Annotated in this window: 20 protein-coding genes; 18 read left to right on the top strand and 2 right to left on the bottom strand. The window is 40.8% G+C overall.

Features of this window, described 5'->3' with window-relative positions; translation table 11 throughout:
- Positions 1-21: 21 nt before the first annotated feature.
- From lipA to ACIQAA_RS14205, 5 genes are all read left to right on the top strand, one after another.
- Complete coding sequence (gene lipA, locus ACIQAA_RS14225) at positions 22-909, top strand: lipoyl synthase (RefSeq protein WP_402620506.1); 888 nt, start codon at positions 22-24, stop codon at positions 907-909.
- Between the two features lie 27 nt (positions 910-936).
- Entirely contained in the window at positions 937-1,242 is a 306-nt protein-coding gene (locus tag ACIQAA_RS14220) for an iron-sulfur cluster biosynthesis family protein (protein WP_402620503.1), read from the top strand.
- 106 nt (positions 1,243-1,348) lie between these two features.
- Positions 1,349-2,749, top strand: coding sequence for a dihydrolipoyl dehydrogenase (lpdA, locus tag ACIQAA_RS14215; protein WP_402620501.1), 1,401 nt, complete (start codon positions 1,349-1,351; stop codon positions 2,747-2,749).
- Positions 2,750-2,776: 27 nt separating this feature from the next.
- Positions 2,777-3,646: a formyltetrahydrofolate deformylase gene (gene purU / locus ACIQAA_RS14210; protein ID WP_402620499.1), complete on the top strand. Its 870-nt coding sequence runs from the start codon at positions 2,777-2,779 to the stop codon at positions 3,644-3,646.
- 32 nt (positions 3,647-3,678) lie between these two features.
- Positions 3,679-3,846: a hypothetical protein gene (locus tag ACIQAA_RS14205; protein ID WP_402620496.1), complete on the top strand. Its 168-nt coding sequence runs from the start codon at positions 3,679-3,681 to the stop codon at positions 3,844-3,846.
- Between the two features lie 86 nt (positions 3,847-3,932).
- Here the strand turns inward: ACIQAA_RS14205 and ACIQAA_RS14200 are convergent, their stop codons facing one another.
- Both ACIQAA_RS14200 and ACIQAA_RS14195 read right to left on the bottom strand, forming a co-directional pair.
- A complete protein-coding gene (locus tag ACIQAA_RS14200) occupies positions 3,933-4,961 on the bottom strand; it encodes a phosphotransferase (RefSeq protein ID WP_402620493.1) in 1,029 nt (342 codons plus the stop codon).
- Positions 4,962-5,036: 75 nt separating this feature from the next.
- A complete protein-coding gene (locus tag ACIQAA_RS14195) occupies positions 5,037-5,813 on the bottom strand; it encodes an arylamine N-acetyltransferase family protein (protein ID WP_402620490.1) in 777 nt (258 codons plus the stop codon).
- 254 nt (positions 5,814-6,067) lie between these two features.
- Between ACIQAA_RS14195 and ACIQAA_RS14190 the strand changes: the two genes are divergently transcribed.
- The 13 genes from ACIQAA_RS14190 (at position 6,068) to ACIQAA_RS14130 (ending at position 22,795) form a co-directional block, all read left to right on the top strand.
- The gene (locus ACIQAA_RS14190) at positions 6,068-6,655 is read left to right on the top strand and encodes a nucleotidyltransferase family protein (RefSeq protein ID WP_402620487.1); all 588 of its coding nucleotides are present in this window, start codon (positions 6,068-6,070) and stop codon (positions 6,653-6,655) included.
- A gap of 346 nt (positions 6,656-7,001) precedes the next feature.
- Positions 7,002-9,164 carry a xanthine dehydrogenase family protein molybdopterin-binding subunit gene (locus ACIQAA_RS14185; RefSeq protein WP_402620485.1) on the top strand — a complete coding sequence of 721 codons (2,163 nt, stop codon included), beginning with the start codon at positions 7,002-7,004 and terminating at the stop codon, positions 9,162-9,164.
- A complete protein-coding gene (locus ACIQAA_RS14180) occupies positions 9,161-9,637 on the top strand; it encodes a (2Fe-2S)-binding protein (RefSeq protein WP_402620483.1) in 477 nt (158 codons plus the stop codon). Before ACIQAA_RS14185 ends, ACIQAA_RS14180 begins: the two co-directional genes overlap by 4 nt.
- A complete protein-coding gene (locus ACIQAA_RS14175; protein ID WP_402620481.1) occupies positions 9,622-10,491 on the top strand; it encodes an FAD binding domain-containing protein in 870 nt (289 codons plus the stop codon). Before ACIQAA_RS14180 ends, ACIQAA_RS14175 begins: the two co-directional genes overlap by 16 nt.
- Before the next feature lie 36 nt (positions 10,492-10,527).
- The gene (locus tag ACIQAA_RS14170; RefSeq protein ID WP_402620997.1) at positions 10,528-11,313 is read left to right on the top strand and encodes an XdhC family protein; all 786 of its coding nucleotides are present in this window, start codon (positions 10,528-10,530) and stop codon (positions 11,311-11,313) included.
- 398 nt (positions 11,314-11,711) lie between these two features.
- Positions 11,712-12,629: an ArsR/SmtB family transcription factor gene (locus tag ACIQAA_RS14165; protein ID WP_402620478.1), complete on the top strand. Its 918-nt coding sequence runs from the start codon at positions 11,712-11,714 to the stop codon at positions 12,627-12,629.
- A gap of 182 nt (positions 12,630-12,811) precedes the next feature.
- Positions 12,812-14,080: an ABC transporter substrate-binding protein gene (locus ACIQAA_RS14160; RefSeq protein ID WP_402620475.1), complete on the top strand. Its 1,269-nt coding sequence runs from the start codon at positions 12,812-12,814 to the stop codon at positions 14,078-14,080.
- Positions 14,081-14,409: 329 nt separating this feature from the next.
- Complete coding sequence (locus tag ACIQAA_RS14155) at positions 14,410-15,093, top strand: carbohydrate ABC transporter permease (protein WP_402620473.1); 684 nt, start codon at positions 14,410-14,412, stop codon at positions 15,091-15,093.
- A gap of 1 nt (position 15,094) precedes the next feature.
- Positions 15,095-15,922: a carbohydrate ABC transporter permease gene (locus ACIQAA_RS14150; protein ID WP_402620470.1), complete on the top strand. Its 828-nt coding sequence runs from the start codon at positions 15,095-15,097 to the stop codon at positions 15,920-15,922.
- 48 nt (positions 15,923-15,970) lie between these two features.
- Positions 15,971-17,767 carry a glycoside hydrolase family 2 protein gene (locus ACIQAA_RS14145; RefSeq protein ID WP_402620467.1) on the top strand — a complete coding sequence of 599 codons (1,797 nt, stop codon included), beginning with the start codon at positions 15,971-15,973 and terminating at the stop codon, positions 17,765-17,767.
- Between the two features lie 3 nt (positions 17,768-17,770).
- Positions 17,771-18,712, top strand: coding sequence for a glycoside hydrolase family 43 protein (locus tag ACIQAA_RS14140; protein WP_402620466.1), 942 nt, complete (start codon positions 17,771-17,773; stop codon positions 18,710-18,712).
- Positions 18,713-19,278: 566 nt separating this feature from the next.
- Positions 19,279-21,858, top strand: coding sequence for a lipocalin-like domain-containing protein (locus ACIQAA_RS14135; RefSeq protein ID WP_402620463.1), 2,580 nt, complete (start codon positions 19,279-19,281; stop codon positions 21,856-21,858).
- 193 nt (positions 21,859-22,051) lie between these two features.
- The gene (locus ACIQAA_RS14130) at positions 22,052-22,795 is read left to right on the top strand and encodes a DUF4253 domain-containing protein (protein WP_402620460.1); all 744 of its coding nucleotides are present in this window, start codon (positions 22,052-22,054) and stop codon (positions 22,793-22,795) included.
- Positions 22,796-22,946: the final 151 nt, after the last annotated feature.

The raw sequence follows: 22,946 nt of genomic DNA, 5'->3' as shown, positions 1-22,946 counted from the left end.
CTGTTCATAGGAGTGGTAAATATGTCAATTGATTATGTCCGCAAACCAGACTGGCTAAAAATTAAATTAAATACGAATGAAGAGTATATGGGCTTAAAAAAAATGATGCGTGAAAAAAAGCTCCATACTGTCTGCGAAGAAGCAAAATGTCCCAACATTCATGAATGCTGGGCTGTACGCAAAACTGCAACCTTTATGATTTTAGGAAGTATCTGTACTCGTGCATGCCGTTTCTGTGCCGTTCAAACAGGGCTGCCGACAGAGCTGGATTGGGATGAGCCTGAACGTGTTGCGGAGTCAGTGGAACAAATGGGACTAAAGCATGTCGTGATTACCGCCGTTGCTCGTGATGATTTAAAAGATGGCGGAGCTGGGGTTTTTGCAGAAACAGTACGGGCAGTAAGACGCCGCAATCCATTTTGCAGTATTGAAGTCCTTCCGTCTGATATGAAGGGTGAATACGACAACTTAAAAACATTAATGGATGCCGGTCCAGACATTTTAAATCACAATATTGAGACAGTGAAACGTTTGTCACCAAAAATTCGTGCCCGGGCAACATATGAACGTTCCCTTGAATTTCTAAGACGTGCAAAACAAATGAATGCTGCGATTCCAACAAAATCAAGCATTATGATTGGTCTTGGAGAAACAAAGGAAGAAATTATCGAAACGATGGATGATCTTCGTGCTAACCATGTAGATATTATGACAATCGGTCAATACTTGCAGCCAACCAAACACCATTTAAAGGTTCAAAAATATTGGAGTCCACGAGAATTTGAGGAACTAAAAAGCATTGCCATGTCAAAAGGCTTTAGTCACTGCGAAGCAGGTCCGCTTGTCCGCTCCTCGTATCATGCTGACGAACAGGTCAATGCAGCAAAAACGAATGCATCATCTATGTAAAAAGCGAAAAAGGGGGAGTGAGTTCCTATGGTGATAAAAATGACAGAATCGGCCATGCAAAAACTAAAGGAATTAGTTGTCAATGGAGATCAGACTCCCCGAATTGACGCCGATGTCGCCGGCGGATGCGGTATGACGGTTAAGTTTTCCATTGTATTTGATGAACCACGCCGAAACGACTTGATCATTGAGATGGATGGGATTCAGATTCGGCTGGATCGTTTCACAAAACGTTATTTAGATGAAGAAACACATATTGATTATAATGACGAAAACGGTTTTCTAGTTGGAGAAAGCTTTACCTCAAGTGCATGTGCAATTGAAATAGAATAATAGGAGCATGGCTGCATTCTATGAGCGTATGGAGCCCCTGCTGGTACTATTATTCCAAGTTTTCCTATAGATATAATGACATATTTTGATAGAAGGGGATACGAACATGACAAAAGAATATGATGTTGTAATTATCGGCGGTGGAACAGGCGGATACGTGGCCGCCATTCGCGCTTCACAATTAGGTTTAAAAGCGGCGGTTATTGAAAAAGGAAAAATTGGAGGAACATGCCTTCATGCTGGCTGTATCCCTAGCAAGGCTTTATTAAGAAGTGCAGAAGTGTACGCTCAAACAAAAAAAGTAGATAAGTATGGAGTCATTGCGCCAGAAGTTGGACTTGATTTTTCAAAAGTACAGGCTCGAAAAGAAGAAATTACGGAACAGCTTTTTAAAGGTGTCCAATATCTGATGAAAAAAGGAAAGATCGATGTTTATGAGGGGAAAGGCAGTATCTTGCAGTCAAAAGATGTTTTAGTGGAATTGAACAATGATGAAGCTGAGATCATTTTAAGCCCACGGAATATTTTGATTGCAACAGGCTCTCGCCCTAGAACACTTCCTGGCCTAGAAGTAGATGAAAGCTATGTGATGACATCAGATGAAGCGTTGAAAATGGAGGCACTTCCAACTTCGATTATCATTGTTGGAGGCGGTGTGATCGGAATCGAATGGGCATCGATGCTTGTAGACTTTGGATTACAAGTAACCGTACTTGAATATGCCGATCGTATATTACCAACAGAAGATCAAGATGTTTCAAAAGAAATCCAGCGTTTAATGAAGAAAAAAGGTGTAAAAATCGTTACGAGTGCAAAGGTGCTACCTGAGACCCTTGAAAAAGGTGATGGTGTTTCGATTAAGGCGGAGCATAAAGGAAAAGAAACGTCATTTTCTGCTGATAAACTTTTAGTATCCGTAGGACGATTACCGAATACAGAAGGCATTGGGCTGGAAAATACGACAATAGTTTTTGAACGTGAATTTATTAAAGCAAATGAATTTTATCAAACCAATGAACCAAACATTTACGCGATTGGTGATGTGATTGGCGGCTTGCAGCTTGCCCATGTGGCTTCACATGAAGGAATGATTGCGATTGAACATATCGCCGGTGAAAATCCTGTACCACTTGATTCGACTCTTGTATCAAAATGTGTATACAGCAGCCCAGAAGCAGCAAGTGTTGGGCTTACAGAAGAAGAAGCAAAGGGAAAAGGGTACCAAGTAAAAACTGGTAAGTTTTCATTCCGTGCCATCGGAAAAGCTTTGGTTTTTGGTGAATCAGATGGTTTTGTCAAACTGGTTGTGGAAGAAGGATCTAATAAGCTGTTAGGAGCTCATATGGTAGGTCCGCATGTAACGGATATGATTACGGAAGTTGGACTCGCGCGTGTATTAAACGCAACCGCCATGGATATCGCTCATACCATCCACCCCCACCCAACCTTGGCAGAAGCAATTGGTGAAGCTGCCCTTGCCGTAGATGGAAAGGCAATTCATGCCTAAATCATACCTAAGGATGGAGGAAGAGCAATGAACACAAAGGTAAAGCCGAACCGTGCAAAATTATTAATTTCTTGTCCTGAAAAGCCAGGAATTATCTCGACTGTAACCAATTTTTTATTAGAACACAAAGCCAATATTGTACATTTTGATCAACATACAACCGACCCGCAAGCAGGTATATTCTTTATGCGGATCGAGTTTGATTTAGAAGATTATGATTCTACTTATGAAAAAATTGAAAATGATCTCGACGTGCTGGCGCGGGATTATGCGTTGGATTGGCAGTTGAGCAGTAATGAAAGAAGGAAGCGAATGGCAATCTTTGTTTCCAAAGCGGACCACTGTCTCACTGAGCTTATTTGGCGGTGGAAATCGAATGAAATTCCTGTGGATATCCCAATGGTAATCAGTAATCATCCTGATTTAAAAGAAATGGTTGAGGGTTACGGCATCCCTTTTTACCATATCCCGCTGACACAAGATACGAAAGAAGAAGCCGAACAGAAAACATTAGAATTGTTAAAAGGAAACGTGGATTTTATTGTTCTGGCCAGGTATATGCAAATTCTTTCTCCTAAATTCATTTCCCATTATCCCAAACAAATCATTAACATTCATCACTCGTTCTTGCCAGCTTTTGTTGGGGCAAACCCTTATGTTAGAGCCTTTAACCGAGGGGTGAAATTAATAGGAGCCACAGCGCATTATGTCACGAATGATCTGGATGAAGGACCCATTATCGAGCAAGATGTACAGCGTATTAATCATCGCTATACAGCAGCGGATTTAAAGACTGCGGGACGTCATGTGGAAAAGAGAGTTCTCGCCGAAGCCGTTTCCTGGCATGTGGAAGATAAAGTACTGGTTCATGGTAATAAAACGATTGTATTTGCATAAGTTGATCTCATTGATCATAGGAGATGGTGCTAATGGCGGGAGATGAACATGTACTAGACTTACTTCATATCGTTTTAGCGATTCTTTGGATATGGATCTTTCTTCAAAACAAACGGAAAGGCAGGGTAAACTACATACACATCATGCTGCTACTTTTTGCCGTGGGTATATTAATTGATTCATTAGTAAGGTGGTCATAAGTGTGCTATGGGGACGGTTCTTTTGGTTTAACTTAAACAAAAAGTTAATACCAATAGAACCGTCCCCATGGTCTTCCCATGGTCTTTTACGCATTTAACAAATTATTAACACAAAAAGTAATCAGTTTGTTTTTATTATCCGTGATCCAATTACAGCGTAGCGCACATTTTTGAATATATTCTTTAACGATATCAATAGGGCTGACCTGATCTAAATAACGGCCCAGAAAGTGGATGAAAACGTCTAGACTTCTAAGTTGGATAAGGACAGGAACAGCTTCGATTTCAGCTTCTTTCAATTTTAACGATTGCCCATAACCGGAAAGTAACGAAAGAATTTTTGCCCAAGTAATGGTTTCTTCTTCGCTGGGCTGGATGAAGTCTGATAAGCAAACAGCCAGTTCCATCACTCGCAAATCGTTCGTAACAAATTCAAAATCGAGAACGGCAGACACCATTCCATCTTCATCGACGAGAATGTTGGACGCATTTAGATCGCCGTGAACAAGCTGATGTGGCAATTGCCTTAATGTTGGAACTTGCTCCATAAAGGAAGTGAGCTGTTCATAAATCACAAGTAAATCTTTCGTCTGTTCTGCAAATTCGCTTGGAGGGTTTTTGCAAAAGCTCAAAACATCCTGTAAAGAACAACTAGGATGAGTACTTTCAATCTCATAATACGGTCTGTAGGCAGGACGAAGTTGGATTTGTACATGTGTTAGCGAAGCTGACAATAGACCAGCAGTTCTCCCGTAAGATTGAATTTCTGATAATTCATCCAAGGTAGGGTTTACTCCATCCAAGTACTGAAATAAACCGGCAATCTTTCCATCCCTGGTTCTGACAATCGTTATTCCATCCCTTGTTCGGATAGGTTTGGGTATAGAAAAAGGTAGAGGCATTTCCGCTAATGCAGCTAGAATTGCATGCTCATACTTTACCTTATCTACTTCCTGATGGGTTTCGTAAACGCGGAGTACAAATTGCTCATCATCAACACGAACAAATCGGGTCGTATTGTTTGCACCACTTTGCCCAACACATGTTACCCAGCTGCCTGCCGGAAAGTACTGGGCAAGTATTTCATCTATGTATATATTATTTTGTACCATCATAATCAGGACCTCCAGAGGGACGGTTCTCTTGGCTAAAGTTACAGTAGTAGACCAATAGAACCGTCCCCATTGTAATCAAAGATTAAAATATTCTTTTTTTATTTCATTGAATCGTTTTTCATCAATGACTTCTTTGTTCAATGCTCTATCAACCCATTGTGTAAACGAAGTGTCAGTTAATGTTATGTTCCCTTTATCTGTTATCTTAGTGATTAATGGCTTCTTATTAAATGCGGATTCAGGATGTTCCATGATAATTCTTTGCACTTCATTTAATTCAGTTATATTATGAATCTCTTCTTTAGAATTAAAAGCGTAACCTATTTTCCAATCCTCATCTTTGCGATTTAATTTCATGTACAAAATATAGTCCCCATGTTCACTTTCTGCATGATCCACTCTAAATTCTCCATTACTAGAAGCGACAGTCTCTCCGCTTAACGGAACAGGCTTTAATGGTAAGTTTCCTCCAAAACCAGTATCAACGAGATAGACCTGCCCGTTATGGGTAATGAGATTAACCACATGAGTATTCCCGGTCCCACTCCACTGTTGATTCATAGGATTGTAAGTTACTCCGCGGACTAAGGAGGGGTTAAAGCCATTTTCGTATAAGAAAAGGTAAAGAATTGTATTTAGTTCATAACAAAGACCTCCCTCGTTATGTTGAAGTATTTTACTCGTTAAATTTTCTTTCGTAATTTCCTTCGTTCTATTTTCGATAATACATAAATTCTCAAAAGGAATGGTTTTTGCAGTCTTTTCAAGAACACTATCTAAATAATGAAATGTAATTACTTCATCTTGTGGGATACCTAATCTATTACGAAATAGTTCGTTTAAGTTGTTCATTCCACGTCCTCCTTGATAACAACCTACATTAAATGATAGCAAAAAGATCCAGGTAACCCAAATAACAAGAAAATTGCGCTGCACCATTCAAAGAAGTAGAAGGGGCCTTGTCTTTCTTTTTTACTTTTGTGAGTCTAAAATTATAAATAATAGAATAATGTAAATCTCCAGAGGGAAAGTTCTCTAGGCTTAGGTTAGGTCGAAAAGAAGACCGTTAGAACCGTCCCCATGGTCTAAATAGCGAGGTGAGTATAATGGAAGCGATTGTCTTAGCTGCTGGATATTCCAGTCGAGCGAATGCATTTAAAATGACGTTACCACTGGGGCAAATGAGCGTGTTGGAGCATACGATTTCTAAATTTGAAGGAGTATGCAGTCGAGTCATCGTCGTAGCTGGGTTTCATGCGGACCTCATCAAAGAGGAAATCAAAAAAATTCATAATAAAAATATCTATCCATTTCGGATAACGTTTATTTACAATGAAAACTTTAACCAGGGAATGTTCACCTCCATACAAAAGGGCTGCAACGAAGTAAATGACCCAGCCTTCTTTATAACACCTGGAGATTGTCCGCTTGTTAAAAAAGAAACACTCCAGCTACTAGCAGAATACAAAGGAGACGTAGTGATTCCCAGCTTCCATTATAAAGGCGGACACCCGATCAAATTATCAAAAGTAGTAAAACAAAAAATTCTCGAAACGGACCCAGAAAGTAATTTACGGGTGGTCCTGAATGGTTTTAAAAAGCAATACATCAGTGTAAATGACCCTGGAGTACTCATGGATGTGGATACGCAGGAGGATTACCAACAAGCCATTGATTATTATAATAAAGATTAAATTTGTCAATATCTTCCCCTTTCATCAAGCAGCTTGATTCGATCAGCTTTCCTAGTTGAATCGAATCAAGCTGCTTTTTATTGTATCTCCACAGGTCTCCACAGGGACGGTTCTCCTGGTCCAAGCTAGACAAAAAGTAGTCCACTAGAACCGTCCCCAAGGTTCAAAATACTTTGTCAAAATTTCTTACAGATATAAGTAAAGTTACACGAGATTAAAATATAATGTAAAGAACGAATTTCTTGAATGAAATTAATCATAAAACATCATGCTGATTTATAAAATCGTAGGAAGAGGTTCTATTAATATTGTATTCTTTAAAAATGAGTCGAAGGGTGTTGTTGGAATGAATCTAAAAGACATAAGCACCTCAGTGCCCAAAAAGGACCATAAAGGCAAGGTATCTGGCCAGTTGGCCTATATTAGTGACGTGAAAGTAGAAAATATGGTTTATGGAGTTTTGTATCGGTCGCCGATTGCTTATGGAAAAATCAAATCCATACAATTACCTGACCTTCCTGAAGGATATGAAGCGGTTGGTGCAGAGAATATCCCTGGTCCGAATTATGTCAAAATTATCAAAGAAGATCAGCCCATTTTTGCCAATGAATGGGTCAGTTATATTGGTGAGCCGATTCTAATGCTCGTTGGAAAAGACCTTGATATCCTGTACAGTCTACTCGATGGCGTAAAAATTGAATTGGAAGAACAACAGGCGATTTACACATTGGACGAAGCCATCAATCAAAAATCCGCCCCTGGGGTTAATATGGCAAACTATGAATTTGGGGAAAACTTAGAAATCATTTCAGCTATTGAGCAGAGCGCCCACCAAATTATCGAAGAAGAATATGATACGGGTTATCAGGAGCATGTTTACCTTGAGCCACAAGGAATGCTAGGCATTTATAAAGATGATGAAATTGTCGTCCAGGGATCGATGCAATGTCTTTATTATATAAAAAATGCCTTGCTAAGCGCTTTAGCCTGTGGCGACGATGACGTCAGGGTGGTTCAAAGCCCAACGGGCGGAGGTTTTGGAGGCAAAGAAGAGTTTCCTTCGATGATGGCGTGTCACGTAGCTATTGCTGCAAAAGCAGTCAAAAAATCGGTGATGCTCGTGTTCGACCGTTCTGAGGATATGACAGTTACCACGAAAAGGCATCCTGCCAAACTCAAATATCGAACAGCACTTGATAAGGAAGGAAATATCTTGAGCATGTGCGTGGAGATTTTTCTTGATGGCGGAGCGAATGTGGGATTGAGCTCAGTCGTGCTGCAGCGCGCCTTACTAAACAGTGCCGGTGTGTATAAAATTCCGTATTTTCATGCAAAAGGATATGTGTTAAAAACTAATACCGTTCCGAACGGTGCCTTCAGAGGCTTTGGTGCACCACAAAGCTTTGCTGGAATCGAAAGCCATATCGGTCATCTTAGTAAACTTGCAAACATTGATCCACTTGAATATAAACGAAAATACCTCGTCAAACAGGGAGACCCCACCATCACCAATGGAAATTTCCGCGATCCGATATTAATGGAAGATATGATTGAGGACTTGCTAAACGTGTCCAATTACAAAAAGAAAAAAGCAGAGTTTCAAACTTTTAATCAACAAAATCAGCGTTATAAAAAAGGGAGTGGAACGTCGCTGTTCCTCCACGGGTGTGGGTTTACAGGCAGTGGTGAACGAGATCATATAAAAGCAAAGGTCAAGCTTTATAAATCCAAAGATGATCAGGTATCGCTGAAAATCTCAAATTCTGATATGGGACAAGGCATTTTTACAACGCTGAGTAAAATCGTCGCCAAAGAACTAGACCTCCCATACGAAGACGTTTTGTTCCCTTATCCCGATACAAAAGAGGTCCCTGACTCTGGTCCGACGGTAGCCTCAAGGACAACAATGATTGTCGGTAAATTACTTGAACGTGCTGCAAAAAAACTAAAGGCTCAGTGGCAGAAAGGATTGGAACAGGAAGTAACGGAGGACTATGTTCATCGTGAAATGATTCCTTGGGATGAGAAAACCTTCACGGGAGACGCCTATCCTGCATATTCATGGGGCGTCAATTTTGTTGAAGTAGAAGTAGATACGTTAACAGGAAATGTAAAGCTGGAAAACGTATATGCCAATTATGAAGTAGGGAAGGTCATTGATGACCGGGTTATGAAAGGGCAAATTGACGGTGGCTTAGCACAAGGCTTAGCCTACGGGTATCTAGAAAAAATGACCTCAAAAGAAGGTAAAATTCAACAAAAAAGCATAACGGACTATGGACCTCCGACTTCAATGGACGTTGTTTCCATACAAAGTAGGGTATTTGATAACCCCTATGCGGACGGTCCATATGGAGCGAAGGGTGCAGGTGAATTGACTTTAATTGGCGGCGCTCCCGCCGTCCAAGCGGCGATCGAGGATGCATTGCAAACTTCTTTTCAGCAAATTCCGATTACACCTGAAGTCATTATTGAAAGTCTTTGGATGAAAGAAGGTGAAGAAGGATGATAAAATTTACCCTAAATGGAAGAAAAATAGAAACAGACGCACCTCCTACAGCAAGATTACTAGATGTAGTAAGAGAGGATTTTAATTTAATCGGCACAAAGGAAGGCTGCGGGGAAGGAGAATGCGGCGCTTGCAGCGTTTTTGTCAATAACCTCCTGCAAAACAGCTGCCTAATTCCAATTGGCTCGATTGAAGGTGCCGACATCGTAACGATAGAAGGAATCATGGAGTCGGAACAATTTAGGATTTTAGATGAGAGCTATTCCGAGGCCGGTGGAGTCCAATGTGGTTACTGCATTCCTGGGATGGTTATGGCGAGTGCTGCTGTATTATCTCAAAACCCACATCCTTCTGAGGCTGAAATTCGTGAAGGGATTTCCGGAAATCTGTGCCGATGTACGGGCTACAATATGATTGTCGATGCTATTAACCTTGCAGCTAAAAAAGGGGACGGCTTATGGCAGAAAAAATAACCGCCTACCGATTCGACACTTTAGAAGAAACCTTGAGCCAATTGAATAAAGAAAACTGTGCAATCATTGCCGGGGGCACCGATGTAATGGTCATGTACAAAAGTCGAAGGGGAGTTCCGCCAAAAATCCCGCAACCCATTATTTTTATTGACCATCTTTCTGAACTAAAACGGGTGTATCAAAATGGTAACGATCTCCATATCGGTGCCTGCTCCACGTATAGCGAATTACTCAATAACCCTTTAATTCCATTACCTTTAAAAAAGGCAATCAAAACGATTGCGGCTCCGGCGATTCGAAACAGAGGGACATTGGGAGGAAATATTTGCAACGCTTCTCCAGCTGGCGACACACTGCCCTTATTATATGTATACAACGCGAAACTTTTGCTACGTTCTGTTAATGGTGATCGAATCGTTGCTATTAGCGATTTTATTCAAGGAGTGCGAAGGGTGCAGCGTGAGCCGAATGAAATACTGACTGAAATTATTTTGCCGTCCGTATTAGAAACAGGAGCTCATGTCGTTTTTGAGAAGGTCGGCAACCGCAACGCAGATGCCATTGCAAAAGTAGGGTTTGCAGGATATATCAAGACAAAAGGTGCTGTCATTGAGGATGTTCGCTTTGCATTCGGTGCGGTTGGACCTACGATGGTTCGTTCGGTTGATATTGAGAAGAAGCTGTTGGGCAAAACCATACCATTAAATGATGCAGACATCACGCAGGTTGTCGCAGCCTTTGATAAAATCATAAAACCAATCGACGATCATCGCTCCACTGCTATATACAGAAAAACAGTCGCCTTAAATCTTTTAAGATATTTTCTAAGCCTGAAACAATATCAACACAATTAAAGTTTTATATATAGGGGGGAGCTATACTTGCTGCTGATGGAAAAAGTCGCCTTACTGAATCGTCAAAACGAAACCTTTGCTCTAGCCATGATTATTGAATCAAAAGGCTCAACTCCCAGGCATGTTGGAAAAATGATTGTATACCGAGATGGCAGCATTGAAGGTACTGTCGGCGGGGGCTTGGCTGAACACTTTATCATCGAAGAGAGTGTAAATGCGCTCCAAAACGGTAAATCGAAAATCGTTGAATACAAATTAAATAAACACGCAAAAGACGGAATTCAAATGAATTGTGGCGGCACACTAAGGGTGTTTATTGAGGTCTATACCAGCAGGCCGGAACTTGTATTGGCTGGAGCCGGTCATTTAGCACATGCATTATCAAAGCTTTCCGATTCCCTTGAACTTCCTTATTGCATTGTCGATGACCGGGTGGGTTATGCAACCAAAGAACGTTTTCCCAATGCAACGAACCTTTTTATAAACGAAGATATTGGAAAGGCTTTGCTCGCTGCCAACTTAAATGAAAAGTCCTATGTGATCATTGTGACAAAGGATCGTGATGATATCGTATTAAAAACAGCACTGCAATTTCCGATTGCCTATGTTGGAATGGTTGCCAGCAAGCGCAAGGTGATAACCATCTTTGAAAAACTTAAAAATGAAGGTGTCAGACAGGAACAGCTGGAACAAGTTCATTCTCCAATCGGATTGGAAATTGGCGCAGAAACAACAGAGGAAATTGCCATCAGTATTATTGGGGAAATTATCAAACTAAGCAAGGAAACCAAGCCGATTAAGGTAAAACAATTAAATAGATAAGTAGAATCAACGTTTCTTGCATTTTGTAAGGAACGTTTTTTTATTTATCAGTAATTCTATGATACAAAATATTGTATAGGTACTCTGGATCGTTTGAATTTCAATGAACAAATTACCTATTACAGTAACTTACAAACTGATTATCATTATGTGTGAGAATTAAAAACCTAAGTAAGTTCTATGGCACTTCTAGACCTATCTATGGATCATACGTAAACTACAACATAGCTAATATATTCTGAGAAGGACGATATGTCTCTTTTTATTAAAAAGTTTAGTTTTAAAACAAAATATTGTAAAATGAAGGAAAGAACATCGTTTTATTATAAGAATAGTTGCAGGTGAATACATTTTCCTGTATTTTATTATAATAAAACATGTAATAAAGGGAGAGCAATGTGAGAACATTACAATTAACATTACAAGAAGCAATTGAAATTTGTAAAGCGCTCGCAAATGAACACCGGATGGATATGATTCGGTCGTTAACTGGCGGCCCCAAAAATGTGAATGAGCTTTCTGAGCTGTTAAACATCCCGTTTTCTTCGGCAGCGGTGAATGTAAGGAAGTTAGAGGAAGCTGGTTTGATCACGACTGAGATCGTACCCGGTCGCGGGAGCCAAAAGGTGAGTTCAAAACGCTATGACCGTATCATTATAGATCTTGAAGAGAAAGAACCTGCCATGGAAGATGTGTTAACCTTCGAATTAGAGATAGGCGAATACGTTCAATGTGATATTGAACCAACTTGTGGCCTACTTAGTGAAAAGGGCATCATTCATATCTTAGATGATCCCCGATCCTTTTACGAACCAGAGCGAAAAAATGCCCAGCTTATCTGGTTTCGTTCTGGTAACATTGAATATCACTTCCCAAACAGGATTCCTTACGGTGCAAGGGTTGAGGAACTAAATTTTTCTGTTGAATTATGTTCGGAGGCTCCTTATCATAATTTAGATTGGCCTTCTGATATCACCTGCTGGATTAACGGGAAGGAAATCGGCTACTGGACAAGCCCCGGAGACTTTGGGGGTGAGAGGGGATTTTTAACACCAGGCTGGTGGGAAACACATAACACTCAGTATGGCGTTTTAAAATATTGGAAAATCAACCATGACGGCAGTTTTATCGATGGAGTGAAAATTTCTGCGGTGACGATTGATGATTTGAAATTACAGGAAAAGCCGTACATCTCACTGCAACTCGGGGTGAAAAAGGACGCGAAAAATCAAGGTGGCATGAATTTGTTCGGATCGAAGTTCGGAAATTATGAACAAGGATTGATCATGAAAATTCAATATGCTGTAGCAGATTAATTCACTACAGGAGAAAGCTGACTGGATGTCATTCCGGTCAGTTTTTTTATGACAAAAAATATTATAATAAAAACACTTGATTTGTAATAATAAAATATGTAATAATAACCTCGTAAAGTTGAAAGCGTTTTACAAAAAGACCTTTCAGCAAAAGATAATCTATTTCCTAGGGGGAAAACTGAATGAAATCTTTTAAATGGCTAGTTTTATTAATTGCTAGTGTCCTAGTTTTAGGCGCTTGCTCGGGCGGCAATGGTGCGTCAACTAAGTCAAAAGATGGCAAGATTCAAATCTCGTTTATCAATGGTTTCACCGGTGGAGACGGGGCATACATGAAAAAGATTACAGATGGATTCAACGCTTCTCAGGACAAGTATGAAATCGTCGAAAGCCAAGAAAAAGAACACTATACAAAATACAAATCCGGTGACTATGACCTTGTTGTCATTCATGGGAACAACCTAGAAACATACCGTCTTGATGGCATGATTCAGGATGTTGGCACTCTATACGAAAATGCTGGTTTGAAAGAATCCGATTTCCACAAGGCTGGTATGGATCTTGCGAAATTGGATGGAAAGCTTTACGGTTTCCCGATTGATATACATCCTTTAACAATGTTCTATAATAAAGAGTTCGTAAATGAAGCTCCAAAAACATATGAAGATATCTTGAAGCTGAATCAAGAGCTCCAAGCAAAAAATAAGGATCTATACGCATTAGGTGTACCTTCAACCGGTCTTGTAGAATTTTACATGCTAATGATCGCTGCTCAAAATGGTGTAGAACTGAAGGATGGCAATGCCTTGAACTTTGCGCAGCCTGAATTTGCGGATGCACTGATGACGTTCCATGACATGGTTTGGAAAGATAAAGTTTCTCCAGCAGGATTAGGTCTTGATGGAGAATTTAAAACCTTCATGAAAGAAGCAGAATCTGGCAAAGCAGTTCAATCGGCTGTTGCCCTTACAGGTCCTTGGTTCTATGGAGCAGCCAAAGAAAAATACGGTGATAACCTAGGAATTGCACCGATTCCTCAAATCGGCAAGCAGCCTGCTGCTTACGGTAACGCTCACATGCTTGCTGTTTCTGCAAGTGTTAAAGACGAGCAGGTTAAAGAAGGAATTGCTGAGTTCGTCAAATATATGTTCACCCCTGAAAATCTGATCAATTGGGCAGATGGAGGACAGGCTCCTGTTCACTTGAAGACAATCGAAAAAGTGACAGCTGAGAAAGACAAGTATCAAATCGCGTACCAGAACTCTTTACAATTTGATTCATATGTCGCTCCGCCACAAGTGTATCAGTTTGGAGAACAAATCCGCTACATGAATGAAAAAGTCTTCAGCAAGCTTGTAACAACTGAAAACCTGACAAAAGAACAATTAATGAAAGAACTTGAGTCTGCAACAAAGAAAGCGCAGCAAATTGCAGAGACTCAACCAAAGTAATCATGAAAACAGGCAGAGTGGCGCGGGAATTCCTGCGCCATTCTCATTAAAATCATGAAACCAGCAAAAAGGTGAGCATTAGTTCTCCTACTTATTGGAGGGTGTATAAAATGCACAAAGGAACTTCGACAAAAACATGGGCATTCCTGATGATTTCCCCATTTATACTTTGTTTTATTTTATTCTGGCTTGCTCCGATGCTATTAGGGGTTTGGGTCAGTCTACACAATTGGAATCTTTCATCGGGCAATAACGGCTTTATCGGTCTGCAAAACTACGTTGATATTTTAACCCCTGGCTCTCTCTATAATGAAGCGTTTATGCTGGCCTTGAAAAATACGCTAGTATTCGTTGTCATAAGCGTTCCTCCGCTTGTGATCATCGCTTTAGGACTTGCGCTTATTCTCGATCATCTGCCAGCGAAGCTTAAGCCGGTATTCCGGACGATATACTTCGTTTCTTATTCGATTTCAGTTACCGCTGTATCTGCTATCTTTTTGTGGCTCTTCAATGAGAATGGCGGTTTTATCAATAATCTTTTGGTCAGCATGGGTATCTTAGGCAAGCCGATTAACTGGCTTAGTGAACAGCCCTATGCTTGGACGTCCGTCCTCATTGCGACCGTCTGGTGGACAATAGGATTTAATATGATGCTGTTCATCAATGCCCTTGACGAGGTTGATCCAAGTCTTTATGAAGCGGCTGATCTAGACGGAGCCAATGGGTTCAAGAAATTTATTTATATCGCATTGCCTCAGATCAAACATGTCGCATTCTTTATCATTATTATGACTGTAATCGCGTCATTCAACCTGTATGGGCAGTCAAGGCTCATCACAGCAGGTGGCCCGGAGCAGTCGACTACCACATTAACGATGAGCATCCAGAATACCGTTTTCGGTATGAACCAGCTTGGTGTTGGTTCTTCAATGGCTATTTTAATGGGGATTATTATGCTTCTTGTGACTGCTTCTCAGTACTTTATGTCTTACCGCAAAAAGGAAGTGAATTAACATGAGACGAAAACAAAAAAACATCATCGTTGTCACTCTGGCAGTCTTAATCGCCATTTTGTTTCTTTTACCGTTAGTCTGGATGGTTTTCACTTCCTTTAAAACATTAAGTGAGTCCATGTCCAGTTCGGCCATCCTTCCAAAGGTTTGGACACTGCAAAACTATATGGATATTTTCTCGCCGACGAGTGACGCCCCAATCCTTCTCTGGGTTTTTAACACAGCTGTAATCACGATAATCGGAACAATTCTTGTTGTTGCCATTGATATTCTTGCGGCCTACTCTTTGGCGCGATTGCAAGTGCCAGGTAAAAAAATCATCATCGGTACGATCATCATCGCCTTGACAGTTCCAGGCATTGTGACACTTTTCCCGGCGTTCTATATGTTTAAAAGTTTTAATCTGCTAGACACTTTTATCCCGCTAGTTCTGCCATATACAGCAAGTACAATGGGTGTCTTCCTGATTTACAACTTCCTTATAAGTTTCCCAAAGGATCTGGAAGAAGCAGCCTACCTTGACGGTGCTTCTCAAATGCAAATCCTGCGCCATGTCATATTCCCAGCCATCAAGCCGGTAGCGGTAACACTGGGCGTTATCACGTTTATGGGGATTTATAACGATTACCTTTGGCCGTCACTCGTCATTAACTCTAATGAAATGAAAACGATGACTCTGGGAATTGCGACGCTGATCCAAGGGTCGAATTTCGTCAATCCCGCTGGAATGATGGCTACGACCGTTGTAGCAACCATCCCGGCAATCATTGTTTTCTTATTGGCCAACAAATATTTTGTAAAAAGTGTAACGAACTCAGGAATTAAATAATGGTTTGTTGCTTCAACATGAATAAAGCAGTTAAAGGAGAATAATGTTATGATGCGTCAAGAATATCCTCGACCACAGTTGAAACGAAAGAATTGGTTAAATTTGAACGGAACTTGGCAGTTTGCCTTCGATGATCAAAATGAAGGGGTAAAAGAAGCATGGCAGACGAATGCGGCTGCTTTTACAAAAGAAATCAACGTCCCTTTTGCCTACCAGACAAAATTGAGTGGTATTGAAGATCACAGCTTTCATGATCATGTCTGGTACCGCCGCGAGTTTACGGTTCCGTCTGACTGGAAACGACACCAGGTCATCCTTCACTTTGGAGCGGTGGATTACCGAGCGTGGGTTTATGTGAATGAACAGCTCGTAGGTTTCCATGAAGGAGGAAATGTCTCCTTCTCCTTCGATGTCACCCATTATTTAAATGGCGGGACTGAGGTTGTTGTCGTAAGAGTAGAAGATCCTTCAACCGATGAGACGATTCCAAGAGGAAAGCAATACTGGATTGAAAAATCTGATTCAATCTGGTATACACGGACTACTGGAATTTGGCAGACAGTTTGGATAGAGGCGGTCAACCCTGTCCATTTTTCAAAGGTGAAATTTACACCTGATGTGGATCATGGCACTGTACACCTTGAATTGGAAGTGGAAGGGGAGTTTGCGGGCAAACAGGCCGATGTGGAAATTTCCTTTAAAGGCGAGACTGTTGCGAAGGATGTAATCCGTTTATTTGCGAAAAATGCTCAGCGTTCAATTAATCTATTTCAAAATAAAATTTTCCGTACTCCGTTTCACCACAATGGCTGGTGCTGGACGCCTGAGAACCCGAATTTGTTTGACGTTAAATTGACTATAAAAGAAAACAGCTCCGTTCTTGATGAAATTGAAGCGTACTTCGGAATGAGGAAGGTTCATACAGAAGATGGAATGGTATACCTCAACAATAAACCATACTATCAAAAGCTCGTGCTTGACCAAGGTTATTGGCCAGAGGGCTTGTTGACGGCGCCAAGCGATGAAGTGTTAAAACTTGATATCGAGCTAGCAAAGGAAATGGGCTTTAATGGCTGCCGAAAGCACCAAAAAGTCGAGGATCCGAGATTCCTATATTGGGCTGACCAGCTCGGATTCCTTGTCTGGGGCGAATGCGCAGCATCTCCTTCTTTTAACGAACAAGCTGCCGCCAGGCTGACAAGAGAATGGATAGAGATTATTGAGCGTGATTACAATCATCCTTCTATTGTTGCATGGGTGCCGCTCAATGAAAGCTGGGGCATCCCGAATGTGCGCGGTGACAAACAGCAGCAAAACCATTCGCTTGCTATGTACCACCTTGTTAAATCTCTTGATGCTACACGCCTTGTGATTTCTAATGACGGCTGGGAGCTGACTCGATCTGATATTTGTGCGATCCATAATTATAATCATGGAAATGATAATGAAAAAGCCAAATATGAATATTATAAGCAATCGATTTCGACGAAAGAGCAGCTTTTGCAGTCTCAGCCGGCTAAGAGGAAAATTTATGCCAATGGTTTTGAGCATCAGGGAGAGCCAATCATCCTGACTGAGTTTGGCGGAATTGGTTATAAAGTTGGCGAAGATGCGGGCTGGGGTTATACTTCTGTTACCGGCTCTGATGAATTTGTGACGGATTATCAGCGAATCATGGAAGCCGTGTATGCTTCAAAAGCGCTGCATGGGTATTGCTATACCCAATTAACAGATGTTGAACAGGAAATTAACGGATTACTCACCTATGACCGCAAGCCAAAATGCGACCTGAAAGAAATCCGGAAGATTAATGATATATGGCATTCAGAAATCGTGGAGGGCTAAACAATGAAAATAGGTTTCCGTACCGTACAAAAGGTGAACCGGAAAGACATTCATATGAGGGACCCATTTGTATTCCCATACCCTGAGGAAAATAAATATTATTTATTTGGGACCACATTCGCGGATGGCTGCGGTGACAAAGACCCCGTTTTTGAAGTGTATGTGAGCCAGGACTTGGAGACATGGGAAGGCCCCTATATTGCCTTTGAACCGCCGCGCGGCTTTTGGGGCGTGCGCCATTACTGGGCTCCTGAGGTATTTTCGATTGATGGCCGGTTTTTTATGTTTGCGACGTTTAAAGGCGGAATTGGCGAACACCGCGGGACAGGTATCTTGGTAGCTGACCATCCGGCGGGTCCATACGTTCCGCATAGTGACCTCGCCGTCACGCCTGCTGAGTGGGAATGCCTTGATGGAACTTTTTATGAAGACAAGGACGGGCAGCGTTGGATTGTATTTTGCCATGAATGGACCCAGGAATATGAGGGGAAAATCAAGGCGGTCAGACTGACGCATGACTTGAAGCAATCTTATGGTGAACCGGTCGATATTTTAAATGCAGCGGAAATGAGATGGATTCGGCTGTTCGGAGATCCGAGGATTGAAAAGAAGGGATTCCTAACCGATGCTCCGTTCATGTACGAAGCCCAAAACGGCGACCTTTTGATGCTTTGGTCGAGTTACTCTGTTCCAAACTATGGGGACAAAGGTTTTGGAGGCTACACGGTAGCCGTTGCCCGCTCCAAGTCAGGAAGCATCGAAGGTCCATGGCATCATGAAGACGAGCTGTTAATGGACCGGAACGCAGGGCATTCAAGTCTTTTCACCGGCCTGGACGGGCAAATCTATATTTCTACCCATTATCCCGATACCCCGCACGGAAGCGAGCGGCCTCTGTTCATAACAGTAGAGGAGCTGGCTGATAGGCTGCGGATAAAAGAATAATAAGAGTAAACCCGGCGTCTTTTTCAATGCCGGGTTTCTCTTTGTTGTTGACAATTACGATTAGTTTAATATAAAGATGCTCTTTATGTGGTGAGTTTTTTGTATTTTTGCAAATGAATCTTTATCTAAAAGGAAATATGGTTCTAACAAGTAACTCTAACTTGTACGGTCATATACACCGCGTTATTCTTGAAAGTTGTTCAACAAGTTCGAAATAGACTATTGAGAATTTTAAAATATTATAGTATTGTTTAATAAGTAGTAAGCTTGCTTATGGCTATATGTAAGCGGTTCACTGATTGTAAGTACAACTTTTTCGGGATTGGAGGGTTTATAAGTATAAGTTAAAGGATTAGGTATAATTTGTACGTATATTTACACAACTATGAATCTACATAAAACATATTTTTTTATTCTACTATCTTAAAAACTAAGATAAGATTACCTTGCAATTTCAGAATATTGGGTAAATTTTACTATAGGTCGATGTTTATTCACTCGTGTATAAGTTTAGTAGAAATAGAATTCAAAAATGATTGCGCTAACATAGGAGGAGAAAGGACGAAATGAAAATATATTTTAAAAGATTGATATTTATTTCTCTAGTATTGCTGTTGTTAATTCCAAGCGGTGTCCTAGGTAACGAGCAAACAAGTAATACAAGTAATGCTGAACCACTTGAGTTTCGAAATGCTTCCGTCCATGACCCTTCCATCATTAAAGATCCCAAAACGGGAACCTACTATGTGTACGGTTCACACATTGACGGTGCAAAATCAACTGACTTAGTAAATTGGGATAGATTTACGAATGGCTATACCACTCCAGATAATAAAGTTTATGGCGATTTGTCAGCAAACCTTGCTGAGTCCTTTAAATGGGCTGGAGAAAATGATTCAGACAGCAGAGGCGGTTATGCCGTTTGGGCTCCGGATGTTTTTTGGAATAAACATTATGTAAATGAAGATGGTACAAAGGGTGCCTATATGATCTACTATAGTGTGTCTTCCACTTATATCCGTTCTGCAATTGGTATTGCAGTGTCAAAGAATATTGAAGGTCCATTTAAATATGTTGATACCATTATGTATTCAGGATTTACCAACTATGAAACGTCTGATCGAAACAGTGTCGTGAATAAGCACTGGGAGAATACGAATATCGCAGATCTGATTGAAGATGGTGTGATTGACGAAGTGAATCCAGATTGGTTTACGGCAAAGGGAGATTACAATAATAAACTGTATACCAACGCCATTGATGCCAACATTCTTCAGGCAAAAAATAATAAGTTATATATGACATACGGCTCCTGGTCTGGCGGGACCTTTATTTTAGAATTAGATAAGAAAACAGGGCTGCCAAAGTATCCTGGTAAAGATGGAAAAACAGAAGATGGCCGTATGATCGACAGATACTTCGGTACAAAAATTGCTTCTGGCTACGGCCGTTCTGCTGAAGGAACATACGCTGTATATGATAAAGAGACGGGCTATTATTATCTATACATTACTTATGGCGGTTTAGCTTCTGATGGCGGTTATCAGATGAGACAATTCAGATCAAAGAATCCTGATGGTCCATATGTCGATGCAAAAGGAAATCCTGCTGTATTCCCAGAATCCTTTGATATCGGTGTAGGTAACTTCCCAAGTAACAAGGATCATAAAGATATCGGTAATAAAATGATTGGTAACTTCTTATTTAAAAGAGATCTTGGCGAAGCGGGCACAGGAATCGGTACAGGCTACCTTTCTCCTGGTCATAACTCTTATCTGATTGACGAAGAACTAGGTAAGGAATTTATCGTTACGCATACTCGTTTCCCGCAGCAAGGGGAAATGCACGAAGTTCGTGTACATCAAACATTTAAGAACAATGACCAATGGCCGGTGCCAACACCATACCGCTATGCTGGTGAAACAATTGAGAAAGTTTCAGAAGCGGATGTAACGGGTGACTTTAAATACATTAACCATGGAAAAGAAATTACGGGTGAATTGACTGAATCTACATGGGTGAAATTGAACAAAGATCACACCATTACTGGTTCAGTAACAGGTACATGGAAACTTTATGACAATTACCGAGCGGAATTAACAATTGATAATGAAGGTACGTATGATGGTGTATTTATCCGCCAATATGACCCTACTTCTCAACAATGGGTGATGACGTTTAGTGCAATGTCCGATGAAGGAATCGTCATTTGGGGAAGTCATGTAGAAGCTTCTTCAGACGGAGAATTAGTGCAGGCGATCAAACAAGAGTTGAGTACTAGTTTCCCATCTACTGTAATTAGTGATTTGACGCTGCCAACCGTAGCAACAAGAGGAGCGCAAATTACATGGGAATCTTCTAATCCAGAGGCAGTGTCTGTTGATGGTGTGGTTACACGACCAAATTCAGATGCTGAAGATGCGGTGGTAGACTTAACCGCAACGATTGAATTAGGTGAGGCAACCGAAACATTAACAGTAAGCGTTACCGTGCTGAAAAAGGAAGAAGGCGGCTTAGCGGCTTTCTACGACTTTAATGATGGTTTTAAAGACCGTTCAGGAAAAAAAGCGGATGCAACTGTGACAGGAGATCGAATAAATAACACAGGCGGACAAATCACATTTGCCGAAGGTGTTGTAGGGCAGGCTGCTAAATTCGATGGGAATTCTGGACTGCGTTTAGCTGACGGTTTAATTACTGGTGATACTTATTCTGTATCATTGTGGTTAAAGCCTGAACAAATCACAGAATTTACAACCTCATTCTTTGGGACAGAAACCCCGAATAATTGGATTAGTGTGGTACCAAAAACTGGATGGGGTAATACGATGGTTTGGTCACACAACGGTGACCAGTGGTATGATGCCGTAACGGATAGGACTATACCTGTAGGTGAGTGGTCACATCTTACTTTAACGGTAAAAGAAGGCGACGTTGTGTTTTATGTTAATGGTGCAGCTAAATATACAGGGACCAACTTCCCAAATGTATTTACCTCCATTGATGCTGAATTTGGGCTAGGTGTTAACTACTGGGATACACCTTTTAAAGGATTAATGGATGAAGTGCGTGTTTATGATGGATTAGCCCTTTCGGCAGATCAAGTACATTCCCTTTACCAAAATCCTGGTCAAGCTGCAGAATAAAAAAGAATAGAATTTTGACCTATTAAAGGTGATACATTTTCTGTATCGCCTTTTTGGGTTGAATTTAGACTTGCATTTTTCTTACTATAATTTTTCGATTTTAACAGTGCTGTCATTATATAAAGGAAATAATCAAATCCTATTGAATTTATAATAGGTGCATTTTTATCCAATAACATAGGAGATGAAGAATGTGGGTATATTTGATAAATTCAAGAGGAAAAAAGAACAGAAAGATTATCTTGAAGAAATAATTACCAAATTGGGTTGCGAATGTTTGATTATTGAGGGGAACGATGCTCAAGGTATTATGGAAAGGTATCATCAAGCTCTAATAGAGGGTAAAAGAGAAGGCTACACACCACTAATTATTATTCCTTCCGAATTGATGGTAGAAATGTTTGATATAGGTGCAGAAAACACGAACGATGACAGAGAGACAATTATTGCAAAAGCAAAGGATATCAATGTAAAAGAGTTATTCAAGAGACTGCTTGATGATGTTATGCCCGTGGATGAGGACGAAGACGACGATATCACAGGCGAGTTTTCAATCGAGGAACAGACACATCGATTTTTATCAATTCAAGACGTAATGAATGAGAAGATCATACTCGCTAGGATTCCGACTGACAAACCTTGGGAAGTTGCCGCATGGGTCCCAATGGGCGGGTTTAACGAATGTCCGCTGCCAGAGGAGCAAGTGGCAGTATTCGAATACTGGTTTGAAAAATATGGTGCTGCGCCTGCATTAGTAACCCATGATGTATGGGAATTATTTGTTGAGAATCCTCCTAACACACAAGAAGAGGCAGAATCACTTGCATGGGAACAATTTGGATTTTGCAGTGATATTGTCTGGCAAGGAGTTGGTACCGTTAATGGTCTAGCTGGAACACTTATCCATTCATCAGTTTGGTATTTTTGGTGGGATTAGTTGGAAAAGGGTATTTGAAAGGGGTATAGCTATACCTGAAATGTTTAGCGGACAAAAGTCGTATTAGCTGAAGAAAGTATCCCGGATATTATTCATTCCTTTCCCACATTGCCACATCAATCACGAACGAAAATAAAAACGTAAACCACAA

The organism is Neobacillus sp. NPDC093182, assembly GCF_044754045.1.
The sequence above is the reverse complement of the archived record's forward strand: the minus strand, read 5'-3'. Positions and strand labels throughout refer to the sequence as shown.